The following is a 12,533-nucleotide window of genomic DNA, read 5'->3' as shown; positions in this document are numbered from 1 at the left end:
AGACCAACGAACCGATAGAAGAGAAGCGAGTCACACCAACGAGCCGAGAGAAGAGAGAGGAGAAGAGAGAAGAGACGAGACGAAAGAAGTGGCTCAGACGCCGTCACGCGCGGGAGGCATCCGCTTTCATGAAGACGTCGACGGCGTCCTCGCTCTCCAGAACGAAGCCGTGGCGCTCGTACAGCCGACGTGCTGCGCTGGCCTGCAGCACGTTGAGCCGGAAAGGCATAGTGCCGTCGGTGTCCGCGAGCAGGTGGGCGAGCACGGCTGCCCCGATCCCGCGGCCCTGCGATTCCGGCGCGAGATAGAAGTGCTCGATCCAGAGCGCGTCCGGTTCGTGCCTGACCGCGACCAGACCGACGTCATCGCCGTCGACGACGATCACGCGGGTGTTCTCGGGAACGAACGCATCGAGGAAGCGCTGCCGCACGCGCACGGGGTCATATCGGCCGAGACGCTCGAGGTCAGGTCTCATCACGACGGCCCTGAGCTCGGCCATCCAGGAGGCATCCGAAAGGCCGCTCGCTCGAAGACTCCATCCCACTGACACAGCATCCATACAACCATCAGCAGCAGCACGCCCAGCCGCGCAGGAGCCACAGCCACAGCTACAGCCACAACCACAGCCACAGCCACAACCACAACCACAACCACAACCACAGCCACGGCTACAGGGCGAGCAGCACGATCCCGCCGGCGACGACCGCGGACGCAGCCAGACGCCACCCCGGCCTGCTCTCCTTGAGCGCGAACACCCCGAAGAGGCTGACGAGCACGACACTGACCTCGCGCAGCGGAGCGACGAGGGCGACCGGAGCGATCTGGATGGCGGTGAGCACCAGGATGTACGACAGTGGCGACAGGATGCTGAATGCCACGATGCGTCGCCACTGCGTGCGTCCGAGGGTGCGGACGGCCGCCCATCGGCCGCGAACGCCGAAGGAGTAGAACGGGATCTCGAGCAGCATCGTCCCGACCATGAACGCGACGGGCGACAGGTTCCAGGTGCGCACGGCATGCGCGTCCCAGATCGTGTAGATCGCGATCGCGACGCCGGTGAGGAGTCCGAACACGAGCCCTAGATCGAGCGAGCGGTCCTGACGCTCGGCGCGCCCCCGATCGACGAGACCGATCGCGACGACTCCGACGATGATCGCCGCGACGCCGACGAGAGCGATGACGGACGGCCGCTCGCCGAACAGCAGGATGGCCACGATCACCGACAGGAACGGCCCGGTGCCCCGTGCCGTCGCGTAGACGGTGGAGAGATTGCCCTCACGGTATCCGCGCTGCAGCACCGCCATGTAGGCGACGTGTAGCACACCGGACACGCCGACACCCAGCAGAAAGGCCAGCAGGTCATCGGTGCCGAGCCCGCCGGTGAACGGGATGACGCCGATCCACACGGCCGTTCCACCGACGGCTCCCCACCACAGGAACGGCATCCCTGCCCGGCTCACACCATGGGCGACGATGTTCCACGCGGCATGGGTGATCGCTGCGGCGATGACGAGAACGAAAGCGAGTGCGGACACGAGAGACCCTTCCGTTCACCGCGGGCGCGACGAACAGGGTCCTCCGGGCTTTTGTCCTGTCAGATGACGGCGCCCCTGCGGAGGGGCACCGTGGCGCCGCTCGGACCAGACGGGACGAACCCCGGAACCCTAGGCGCTATCGAGAGCGACAGTAACCGCCGCGGGTGACCGGGAGGTGAACGGCGCGCCCTTCCACCCGACCGGATCGCCGTCGTCGATACGGCGATTACGATCGAAGAACCGCCCCTGCAGGAAGGTCTCCCATGCCCGTCACCCCGGACGCTCTCGCCCACGCCGAGGATCTCGCCGACTTCGTCGCCGCCTCGCCCTCGAGCTATCACGCCGCCGCCGAGGTGGCCAGGCGACTCGAGGATGCCGGGTTCGTGCACCTCGACGAGGAACAGGCGTGGGAGGTGACCCCCGGCGGGCGCTACGTCGTCGTCAGGGACGGCGCGGCGATCGCGTGGACGGTGCCGACGGATGCCACCGCCACCACGCCCGCACACATCCTCGGCGCTCACACCGACTCGCCCGGCTTCAAGCTCAAGCCGCAGCCGACCACCGGATCGAAGGGGTGGCTGCAGGCAGCCGTGGAGGTCTACGGCGGCCCGCTGCTGACCTCCTGGCTCGACCGCGAGCTGAGCCTCGCAGGCCGACTCGCACTCGCCGACGGACGTGTGGTGCTCGCCGACACGGGAGCGCTGCTGCGCCTCCCCCAGCTCGCGATCCACCTCGACCGCGACGCGAACACGAGCCTCGCACTCGACAAGCAGTTCCAGACGCAGCCCGTGTGGGGCCTCGGAGACCCGACGCAGGAGGACATCCTCGCCGAGCTGGCCGAGACGGCCGGAGTCTCGGCCTCCGACATCCGCGGCTATGACGTCGTGATCGCCGACACGGCACGCGGAGCGGTGTTCGGCAAGGACCGCGCGTTCTTCGCCTCAGGTCGTCTCGACGACCTCGCCTCGGTGCACGCCGGCGTGGTCGCCCTCGAGACGATCGACACTGCGGCATCCGGACCGATCGCGATCCTGGCAGCCTTCGACCACGAGGAGCTCGGCTCCAACTCCCGCTCCGGCGCGGCCGGCCCGTTCCTCGAAGACATCCTCGGACGCGTGTACGACGCCCTCGGCGCCGACGACTCCGAGCGCCGCCGCGCCCTCTCGGCGTCGTGGTGCCTGTCGAGCGACGTGGGCCACTCGGTGCACCCCAACTACGTGCACAAGCACGACCCCGTGGTGCAGCCGGTGCTCGGCTCCGGTCCGATCCTCAAGATCAACGCGAACCAGCGGTACGCGACGGATGCCATCGGCTCGGCCGCCTGGCGCGACTGGTGCGACAGCGCCGACGTGGTCACGCAGGAGTTCGTGTCGAACAACAACGTGCGCTGCGGATCGACCATCGGCCCGATCACCGCGACGCGTCTCGGCATCCGGACCGTCGACGTCGGCATCCCGATCCTGTCGATGCACTCGGCCCGTGAGCTCGCCGGCGTCTCGGACCTGCACGACCTCACCCGCGTCGCGGGGGCTTTCTTCGCCAGCTGATCGCCGCCGGCGCCCCCGCGGGCCCTGCACAGTGCCAGGATGATGGCATGACGGACATCAAGCCTGCTCTCATCGAGCGCGCGGGCATCGAGATCATCCCCGAATCCGAGCGCACGGCGAAGCCTCGCGACCTGTTCTGGCCGTGGTTCGCGGCCAACGTGTCGGTGTTCGGCATGTCGTACGGATCGTTCGTGCTGGGCTTCGGAATCTCTTTCTGGCAGGCGACGATCGTGTCGGTCATCGGCATCGTGGTGTCGTTCCTGCTGTGCGGGCTGATCGCCATCGCGGGCAAACGCGGATCGGCGCCGACCATGGTGCTCTCGCGGGCGGCGTTCGGCGTGCAGGGCCAGAAGGTGCCCGGCATCGTCTCGTGGCTGACCTCGATCGGCTGGGAGACGTTCCTCGCGATCATGGCCGTGCTCGCCACTGCCACCGTCATCACGCAGCTCGGCGGCGACGGCGACAGCATCGCGCTGAAGATCATCGCCACCGTGATCGTCGCCGCCCTGATCGTCGTGGCCTCCGTGCTCGGCTATCACACGATCATGAAGCTGCAGTCGGTGCTCACCTGGGTCACCGGCGCGGTGACGATCCTCTACATCGTCCTCGCCGCGCCCAGCATCGATCTCGCCGCCGTCATGGCCCGCCCTGATGGTGGCCTCGGCCAGGTCATCGGCGCACTCGTGATGGTGATGACGGGCTTCGGGCTCGGCTGGATCAACATCGCCGCCGACTGGTCGCGCTATCAGAAGCGCACGGCGTCCGATGGGGCGATCGTCGTCTGGAACACGATCGGCGGCTCGGTCGCGCCCGTGATCCTCGTCGTCTTCGGTCTGCTGCTGGCGGGATCCGACGACGACCTCAGCGCCGCGATCGCCTCCGACCCGATCGGCGCTCTCGCCACGCTTCTGCCCCTCTGGGTGCTCGTGCCGTTCCTGCTCACCGCCGTGCTCGCACTCGTCTCGGGCGCCGTGCTGGGCATCTACTCCTCGGGCCTCACGCTGCTGAGCCTCGGCATCCGCATCCCGCGCCCGTCTGCCGCGGCGATCGACGGCGTGATCCTCACCCTCGGCACGATCTACGTGGTGTTCTTCGCCACCGACTTCCTCGGCCCGTTCCAGAGCTTCCTCATCACGCTCGGCGTGCCGCTGGCATCCTGGGCAGGCATCCTGATCGCCGACATCCTCCGACGCAAGAAGGACTACGACGACGAGGCCCTGTTCGACAGCCGCGGACGCTACGGCGCCTGGGACTGGATCTCGATCGGCACCATGGTCGTCGCCAGCGTCATCGGCTGGGGCTTCGTGCTCAACGGCTTCGCGGATGCGGCCCCATGGAACAACTGGCAGGGCTATCTGCTTGGGCTGGTCGGCGGAGTCGACGGCGACTGGGCCTACGCGAACCTCGGGGTGTTCTTCGCACTGGTGCTGTCGTTCGTCTTCACCTGGTTCGCCCGCGCCGGACGGATCCGCGCGCAGGAGGCAGCTGCGTGAGCAGGGAGTCCTGGCTCGTCGTGATCGATCCGCAGGTGATCTTCGCCTCACCCGACTCGGCCTGGGGGTCACCGTTCTTCGGTGACGTGATGCCCCGCATCCGCGAGCTCGCCGAAGCCTTCGGCGACCGCGTGATCGTGACGCGCTGGATGCCGACCGCCGACCGCTCGACCTCGTGGGGCGCGTACTTCGCCGCCTGGCCGTTCGCAGACCAGCCCTCCGACGATCCGATGTTCGACCTGGTTCCCGACGCGATCGGCCTGTCGCCGCACCCGACCCTCGATCTGCCGACGTTCGGCAAGTGGGGCTCCGCGATCGAAGAGATCGTCGGCCGTGGCGCGCACGTCGTGCTGGCGGGAGTCTCGACAGACTGCTGCGTGATCTCGACCGCCCTCGCCGCAGCGGATGCCGGGGCGCACGTCACGATCGCCGCAGACGCCTGTGCCGGCTCGACGGCCGAGAACCACGCCGCTGCGATCCGGATCATGGGGCTGTATCCGCCGCAGATCACGGTCAGCGACACGGCGAGGGTGCTGACGGAGCGCTAGCCTGCAGCGCGCACGGCCGCCGCGATGTCGGCGGGTGACCCCCGCCACGGTGCTCCGTGTCCGGGAAGCACCCAGGATGCCGATACGGCGGCCAGCCGGTCGAGAGATGCATCGGCCTCATCCGGCTCGTCCGTGAACGGCGCGGGCTGCGGACCCACGCGCCCCGTCAGAACGTGGCGCGTGGTCAGCGCGTCGCCGACGAAGACCGCGTCCGCCCCGGGGATGTGCACCGCGATGCTGCCGGGCGAGTGACCAGGCATGCCGATGACGACCGGGGATCCGGGGAGGTCGAGCACCTGGCCGTCGGCGACGGTCACGACCTCGGACACGTGCCGTGTGCGAAGCGCGTTCTTGCGCACGCCGTAGGCGAAGAACCCGAGCGTCGGACCGATGCGCGCGGGCCCCATCGGGGTCTTCGGCTTCTCACCCGTGCGCACCCGATGCGCATCGGCGCTGTGGATGAAGACGGGCATGCCCGCCTCACTGCGCAATCGCTCGGCGAAGCCGATGTGGTCTCCGTCGCCGTGGGTGAGCACCAGACCGCGGATGTCGGAGAGCGGGCGACCGAGCTCGGCCAGCTTTCGCTGCAGGTCGTTCCAGTGACCGGGCAGCCCCGCGTCGACGAGAGTGATCCCCTCGGGCAGGTCGACCAGATAGGAGGCGACGACGTCGTTTCCGAGTCGATGCAGGTGCGGTGCGAGCTTCATGGTCGTCCCTTTCGAGGTGGTCTATGATAGCTACATTACGTAGCTATCATAGCTATTGTCAATAGCCATGGAGGAGCCCCGATGCCGACCCCCGAACGAACCTCGCTGGCGGCGATCGTCGACGCCGGCCGCGACATCCTCGAGACCGCCGGCCCCGCCGGACTCACCATGCAGGCCGTCGCCGAGCGCGTCGGAGTGCGGGCACCTTCTCTCTACAAACGGATCAGAGATCGCGACGCCCTGCTGACGGCGGTCGCCGAGGCCTCCGCCGATGCGCTGACGAGCCGACTCGAGACCGCGGGCGACGAGCTCCCCCTCCTCGCCGCCGCCTACCGCTCCTTCGCGCACGAGCACCCCGAGGCGTTCCGTCTGCTGTTCACGGCGTCCGCCCCCGAAGACGCCCTCCACCGGACCTCCGCTCCGGTGCTGCGCTCCTGCGCCGACCTCGTCGGACCGGAGCATGCTCTCGACGCCGCCCGCCTGTTCACCGCCTGGGCGACAGGGTTCCTGCAGATGGAGCTCGCCGGCATGTTCCGTCTCGGCGGCGACGTCGACGAGGCGTTCGACTATGCGATGGATCGCATCATCGCCGGGCTCACGGCCGCCTGACCGCACGCGCGCCCGAGCGGATGCCTGACTACCGGAATACTGCCAAGATGATGCGCGGAGAGGGGTTTCCATGACCACGACCGCGCACGAAGACGAGTCCGACCGCCCGCAAAGGGCTCGACGCCCGTGGCACCGCACGAAGGTGGCGGTGGGGCTGGTCCTCCTCGTCACCGCGGTGGTGGCGATCATCGGCGCGCTCACCCCCTGGCCTTCGGCCATGCTCATCCGCTCGGTGTTCACGAAGGGCGGCGACGAGACCGCCGCCGAGATGGAGAAGCACGTCCCCGACACGGCGCTCACCGAGCAGCTCGACGTCGCCTATGCCGACGGCGGCGCCGACACCACGATGGACGTCTTCACACCGGCATCCGCCACCGGGCCTCTGCCGACGGTCGTCTGGATGCACGGCGGCGCGTGGATCTCGGGATCGAAGGAGAACGTCGACCCCTACATGCGCATCCTCGCGGCCGAGGGCTACACCGCCATCGCGGTGAACTACACGATCGGGCCCGAAGGCGAGTATCCGCTCGCGGTGCACCAGCTCAACGACGCGCTCGCCTACATCGACGCGCACGCCGATGAGCTGAATGTCGATCCGAACCAGATCGTGCTCGCCGGCGACTCCGCCGGCGGCCAGCTGGCCAGTCAGATGGCGACGCTCATGACGAGCCCCGACTATGCCCAGATCATGGGCATCACGCCGGCGCTGAAGGCCGAGCAGGTCGTGGCGACCGTGCTCAACTGCGGGGTGTATGACCTCGCGGCACTCGCATCGCTCGACGGCGTCGTCGGCTGGGGCCTCAAGACGTCGATGTGGGCGTATGCGGGAACCAAGACCTGGGCGGAGGGCTCGACGGGCTCGACGATGTCGACGATCGACTGGGTCACCGAGGATTTCCCGACGACGTACATCTCGGGCGGGAACGGCGATGGGCTCACCTGGCTGCAGTCGATCCCGATGGCCAAGCGTCTCGACGAGCTGGGGGTCGACGTCACGACCCTGTTCTGGCCGGCGGCGCACGAGCCGGCCCTGCCGCACGAGTATCAGTTCCACCTCGACATGCCTGACGCGCAGACGGCGCTGCAGCAGACGATCGACTTCCTCGACGCCCACACCAGTCGCTGAGGGGGTCTGCGGGCGGTCTACTTCATCGTGTCGAGGATGCCCACGAGGTCGTCGAACGTCGTGAGCGGGTTGAGGATCGCGAAGCGGGTGTTCGGTCGCCCGCCGTGCGAGCTCGGCACCACGAACGCTCGCTGCGTGTCGAGCAGCTCGTCCGACCAGCGGTCGTAGTCGGCGCGATCCCAGCCCTCGCGTTCGAACACGACGACAGAGAGCTGCGGGTCGCGCACGAGCCTCAGCTCGGGGCGGGCAGCGATCTCTGCGGCGATCCGCTGGGTCAGGGCGAGCGTCGCGCTCACCGCCTCGCGGTAGGCCGCCACGCCGTAGGTCGCGAGTGAGAACCACAGCGGCAGCCCCCGAGGGCGCCGAGTGAGCTGGATCGAGTAGTCCGACGGGCTGAAGTCACCGGCGTCCGTGAGGGTGTCGAGGTACTCGGCGTGCTGCGTGTGCGCTCGGCGCCCTGTGTCGGGGTCGCGGTAGAGCAGCGCGCAGCAGTCGAACGGGGCGAACAGCCACTTGTGCGGATCGACGATCACCGAGTCGGCGCGCTCCACTCCCGCGAAGATGCCACGGGCCTCGGGCGCCAGCATCGCGGTGAGCCCGTAGGCGCCGTCGATGTGCAGCCAGAAGTCGAACTCGTCTTTCAGCGCGGCGATGCCGGCGATGTCGTCGACGATGCCGAAGTTGGTCGAGCCGGCGGTGGCGACCACCGCGCAGATCTCATCGCCGTGCTCGGCGAGCGCCTCACGCACGGCATCCGCCCTCAGCATGCCGTCGTCGCCCGCGGGCACGAGCAGCACGTCGGCATCCATGACCTTGGCCGCCGACTTGTTCGAGGAGTGCGCCTCGACGCTGCACACGATCTTCCACCGGCGAGGAAGCTCCTTGCCCGCCTCGAGCAGCTTCGCCTTCGCCGCCTCGCGTGCGGCGACGAGCGCCGACAGGTTTCCGATCGTGCCACCCTGCACGAACACCCCGCCGGCGGTGTCGGGGAGGCCGAACTCGGCCGCCAGGAACGAGAGGACCTCGTTCTCGGCGTGCACGGCTCCTGCGCCCTCGAGCCAGCTGCCTCCGTAGAGGCCGGATGCCGAGACCACGAGGTCGAAGGCGATCGAGGCGATCGTCGGGGCGGTCGGGATGAACGAGAGATACGACGGGTGGCTCGTCGTCAGGCAGGCCGGGGCGAGGATGTGCTCGAACACGCTCAGCGCGCGCTGCGAACCGAGACCGGCGTCGGTGATCGTCGTCCCGACCAGACGATCGAGCTCGGCCGGTGACTGGGGCTTGTCGAGCGGCACGTCGGCCGCGAGCATCCGCCGTCTCGAGTAGTCGAGCACCGCGTCGACGATCGCCGTCGATTCGGCCGAGGCCGCGTGCATGCGTTCTGCTCCCATGAGCTGTCCTTACCTGAGGGTTTCTGCGGGCTGTACGGGCTCGACCACCGGAACGTCGAGCACCGCGGAGAGAGTGCGGCGAGCGAGATCGGCTCGATCGCGGGGCGCCCAGTGCACGAGCGAGTGGGCGCTCATGCCGTCGACCATGGCGAGCAGCATCCATGCCGACGAGTCCGGGTCGACCTGCAGCGGGTTCTCTCTCAGCACCGGATCTTCGGCGATCGCGCGGGCGATGAGGTCTTCGAGGGCGCTGTGCCAGAGGTCCATCTCGGTGCGCACCCTGGCGCCGAGCGCCTCGTTGCGGGCGCCGAGCGCCCATGACTGCACCCACACCATCGCGACGTCGTCTCGCGAGTCGTCGAGCAGCGACTCGATGAGCCGCAGCAGGTTCGTGCGCAGGTCGACGCTCGGGTCGTACGAGGCGATGACCTCGTCTCGCTCGGCCGCGACGATCGTGGTGAAGACCTCGGCGACGAACGACTCCATCACGGGCCGGTAGTGCGCGACGAGAGCCGGCGTGACGCCGACCCTGGCGGCGACCGCACGCACGGTGAGCGCCTCGAGCCCGCTCTCCCCTGCCAGCGAGACGGCGGCGTCGACTATGGAGCGTTCGCGCTCTTCCGGCGGCAGCCGACGGGGCGCGGCGGCTCTTGACGTGGTCTTCATCACGGGCTACCGTATCACTCGTTGATCACGTGTTCAATAGGGATCACGGCCCCTCATTCCCGAGGTCGCGATCAGCAGCGAGGGAGACAATCATGGCCTGGCACATGCCCGCCGAGACCGCACCGCACGATCGCACCTGGATGGCGTTCCCCGCCGAGGGGCCGACGCTGGGCGAGACGGCGTCCGAGCGCGACGAGGGCTATGCCACCTGGACGGCCGTCGCCCACGCGGTCGCCGAGTTCGAGCCGGTCACGATGATCGTCGACCCCGCCGAGGTCGCCCGCGCTCGGCGGATGCTCAGCAGCGGCATCGACATCGTCGAGGCGCCGGTCGACGAGTTCTGGATGCGCGACTCCGGCCCCACCTTCGTGATCGACGACGAGCGTCCCGGAGTGCTGGGCGCGGTCGACTGGATCTTCAACGGCTGGGGCGCCCCCGCGTGGGCGCAGTGGCAGAAGGCGGCGCAGCACGCCCGCATCATCGCCGGAGCCGTCGGCGCCGAGCTCGTGAGCTCGACCCTGGTGAACGAAGGCGGCGGAATCCACGTCGACGGCGAGGGCACGGTGCTGCTCACCGACACCGTGCAGCTCGACCCGCGCCGCAACCCCTACGCCGACAAGGCGCGCGTCGAGGCCGAGATGGCGCGCACGCTCGGGGCGACGAAGGCCGTGTGGCTGCCTCGGGGCCTCACCCGCGACTACGACGACTTCGGCACGAACGGGCACGTCGACATCGTCGCGACGATCGTCTCCCCCGGCCGACTGTTGCTGCACGAGCAGCAGAACCCCGAGCACCCGGACCACGCGGTGACGCGCCGGCTGCGCGCGCATCTCGAGCAGCAGACCGATGCCGCGGGTCGCCGTTTCGAGATCGTCGACCTGCCAGCGCCGGCGACCCTGCGCGACGACGAGGGCTTCGTCGACTGGAGCTACGTCAATCACCTCGTCACGAACGATGGCGTGGTCGCCTGCGGGTTCGGCGACGAGCAGGCCGATGCCGCGGCACGGGCGATCCTCGCCGACGTCTATCCCGGGCGCCGGGTCGTCACGGTCGATGCGCGCCCGCTGTTTGCCCGCGGCGGCGGCATCCACTGCATCACCCAGCAGCAGCCGAGCGTGGGGGTTCCCGCATGATCGACGTGGTCGAGGCCTCCATCGCAGAGCTGCGGCGAGCACTCGAGACCGGCGCGGTCACCGCCGTCGAGCTCGTCGACGCCTACCTCGCGCGCATCGATGCCTACGACGGTCCCGAGACCGAGACGGCTCTGAACGCCGTCGTCGTCCGCAACCCCGACGCCCGCTCAGAGGCGGCGGCATCGGATGCGCGACGGGCACGCGGCGAGACGCTCGGGCCGCTCGACGGCATCCCGTACACCGCGAAGGACAGCTACCTGGTGCGCGGGCTGACCGCCGCCGCCGGCAGCCCCGCCTTCGCCGAGCTCGTCGCGCAGCGCGATGCGTTCACGATCGAACGCCTGCGGGCGGGCGGTGCGGTCTTCCTCGGGCTGACGAACATGCCCCCTATGGCGAACGGCGGCATGCAGCGAGGGGTCTACGGCCGAGCCGAGAGTCCGTACAACGCCGATTTCCTCACCGCGCCCTTCGCCTCGGGGTCGTCCAACGGATCGGGCACCGCGACGGCCGCGAGCTTCGGCGCGTTCGGCCTGGGCGAGGAGACCTGGTCGAGCGGCCGCGGTCCCGCGACCAACAACGCCCTGTGCGCCTACACGCCCTCGCGCGGCGTGATCTCGACCCGCGGCAACTGGCCGCTCGTGCCGACCATGGACGTCGTCGTGCCGCATGCGCGCACCATGGCCGACCTGCTCGAGGTGCTCGACGTGATCGTCGCCGACGATGCCGAGACGCGCGGTGACTTCTGGCGCGCGCAGCCGTGGGTGACGCTGCCGCTCTCGTCAGAGGTGCGCCCGGAGTCGTACGACGCCCTGGCCGCCGAGGCGGCGACAGCCCTGCGCGGCATCCGCATCGGCATCCCCCGCATGTACATCAACGCGGACCCGGATGCCGGCACCGCCGCTGAGCCGGGCATCGGCGGCCCCACCGGGCAGCGGATCGAGACGCGCGCCTCGGTGATCGAGCGCTGGGAGTCCGCACGACGCGACCTCGAGTCCGCCGGCGCGACCGTGATCGAGGTCGACTTCCCCGTGGTGTCGAACTACGAGGGCGACCGACCGGGTGCACCCACCATCGCGACGCGCGGTCTTGTGTCGCCCGAGTATCTGCGACGGGAGATCGTCGACCTGTCGGCGTGGGGGTGGGAGGACTTCCTGCAGGCGAACGGCGACCCGCGACTGCACACCCTCGCCGCCGTCGACGGAGCGAGGATCTTCCCGCATCCGGAGGGCGCACTTGCCGACCGCTATACGGGCTTCGACGACGACATCGCCGAATATCCCGAGTGGGTGCGCGCCAACCCGGGCGTCGGATTCCAGGACATGCCCGAGCTCGCCGACGGCCTGCGCGGCCTGGAGGAGACGCGGCGCCTCGACCTCGAGGAATGGATGGACGAGCACGAGCTCGACGCGGTCGTGTTCCCGGCCGTCGCCGATGTGGGCCCCGCCGACATGGACGTGAATGAGGCCTCCGCCGACCTCGGATGGCGCAACGGCACCTGGATCGCCAACGGCAACCTGACCGTGCGCCACCTCGGCATCCCGACCGTGACCGTTCCGATGGGGCTCATGGCCGACATCGGCATGCCGATCGGGCTGACGTTCGCAGGCCGCGCCTACGACGACGCGACGCTGCTGCGTCTCGCCGCCGGGTTCGAGGCGATCGGCGCACCGGGCGAGCGCCGCACCCCGCCGCCGAGGACGCCCGCGCTCTGACTCGCTGATCAGCACCAGCGCGACATTTCACTATTGTGACGCTCGCCACGATTGTTATATGTTTGG

The 12,533-nt window shown here is 69.2% G+C and carries 12 protein-coding genes; 7 read left to right on the top strand and 5 right to left on the bottom strand.

Translation table 11 applies throughout. The annotated features are described in order from the left end of the window. Positions 1 to 103 precede the first annotated feature (103 nt). Together RU09_RS09950 and RU09_RS09945 are read right to left on the bottom strand one after the other, a co-directional pair. Entirely contained in the window at positions 104 to 499 is a 396-nt protein-coding gene (locus RU09_RS09950) for a GNAT family N-acetyltransferase (protein WP_228385566.1), read from the bottom strand. 169 nt (positions 500 to 668) lie between these two features. Continuing rightward, positions 669 to 1,535, bottom strand: a complete 867-nt coding sequence (locus tag RU09_RS09945; protein WP_042540085.1) for an EamA family transporter — start codon at positions 1,533 to 1,535, stop codon at positions 669 to 671. A gap of 263 nt (positions 1,536 to 1,798) precedes the next feature. Here RU09_RS09945 and RU09_RS09940 point away from each other — a divergent pair, with 263 nt between their 5' ends. The 3 genes from RU09_RS09940 to RU09_RS09930 are packed head-to-tail and all read left to right on the top strand — an operon-like array spanning position 1,799 to position 5,123. After that, positions 1,799 to 3,082: a M18 family aminopeptidase gene (locus RU09_RS09940; RefSeq protein WP_042540082.1), complete on the top strand. Its 1,284-nt coding sequence runs from the start codon at positions 1,799 to 1,801 to the stop codon at positions 3,080 to 3,082. Between the two features lie 47 nt (positions 3,083 to 3,129). Further along, positions 3,130 to 4,575, top strand: a complete 1,446-nt coding sequence (locus RU09_RS09935) for a purine-cytosine permease family protein (protein ID WP_042540080.1) — start codon at positions 3,130 to 3,132, stop codon at positions 4,573 to 4,575. After that, positions 4,572 to 5,123: a cysteine hydrolase family protein gene (locus RU09_RS09930; protein ID WP_042540078.1), complete on the top strand. Its 552-nt coding sequence runs from the start codon at positions 4,572 to 4,574 to the stop codon at positions 5,121 to 5,123. The genes RU09_RS09935 and RU09_RS09930 overlap by 4 nt, the downstream gene beginning before the upstream one ends. On the opposite strand, the gene RU09_RS09925 is transcribed toward RU09_RS09930, so the two are convergent. Continuing rightward, entirely contained in the window at positions 5,120 to 5,830 is a 711-nt protein-coding gene (locus tag RU09_RS09925; protein WP_042540076.1) for an MBL fold metallo-hydrolase, read from the bottom strand. The genes RU09_RS09930 and RU09_RS09925 overlap by 4 nt on opposite strands. An 81-nt stretch (positions 5,831 to 5,911) precedes the next feature. On the opposite strand from RU09_RS09925, the gene RU09_RS09920 reads away from it, so the two are divergent. After that, positions 5,912 to 6,439 carry a TetR/AcrR family transcriptional regulator gene (locus tag RU09_RS09920; RefSeq protein ID WP_042540074.1) on the top strand — a complete coding sequence of 176 codons (528 nt, stop codon included), beginning with the start codon at positions 5,912 to 5,914 and terminating at the stop codon, positions 6,437 to 6,439. 70 nt (positions 6,440 to 6,509) lie between these two features. Beyond that, positions 6,510 to 7,565, top strand: coding sequence for an alpha/beta hydrolase (locus RU09_RS09915; RefSeq protein ID WP_042540072.1), 1,056 nt, complete (start codon positions 6,510 to 6,512; stop codon positions 7,563 to 7,565). Between the two features lie 17 nt (positions 7,566 to 7,582). Here the strand turns inward: RU09_RS09915 and RU09_RS09910 are convergent, their stop codons facing one another. Both RU09_RS09910 and RU09_RS09905 read right to left on the bottom strand, forming a co-directional pair. After that, positions 7,583 to 8,956: a pyridoxal phosphate-dependent decarboxylase family protein gene (locus RU09_RS09910; RefSeq protein ID WP_042540070.1), complete on the bottom strand. Its 1,374-nt coding sequence runs from the start codon at positions 8,954 to 8,956 to the stop codon at positions 7,583 to 7,585. Positions 8,957 to 8,965: 9 nt separating this feature from the next. Then, positions 8,966 to 9,622, bottom strand: a complete 657-nt coding sequence (locus RU09_RS09905; RefSeq protein ID WP_042540068.1) for a TetR/AcrR family transcriptional regulator — start codon at positions 9,620 to 9,622, stop codon at positions 8,966 to 8,968. 92 nt (positions 9,623 to 9,714) lie between these two features. On the opposite strand from RU09_RS09905, the gene RU09_RS09900 reads away from it, so the two are divergent. Next, a complete protein-coding gene (locus RU09_RS09900; protein WP_042540066.1) occupies positions 9,715 to 10,755 on the top strand; it encodes an agmatine deiminase family protein in 1,041 nt (346 codons plus the stop codon). Further along, positions 10,752 to 12,467: an amidase gene (locus tag RU09_RS09895; RefSeq protein ID WP_042540064.1), complete on the top strand. Its 1,716-nt coding sequence runs from the start codon at positions 10,752 to 10,754 to the stop codon at positions 12,465 to 12,467. The genes RU09_RS09900 and RU09_RS09895 overlap by 4 nt, the downstream gene beginning before the upstream one ends. Positions 12,468 to 12,533: the final 66 nt, after the last annotated feature.

It is taken from the genome of Microbacterium sp. MEJ108Y (assembly GCF_000834175.1).
Classification (GTDB): domain Bacteria; phylum Actinomycetota; class Actinomycetes; order Actinomycetales; family Microbacteriaceae; genus Microbacterium; species Microbacterium forte.
This window is presented reverse-complemented; position numbering and strand designations above follow the sequence as displayed.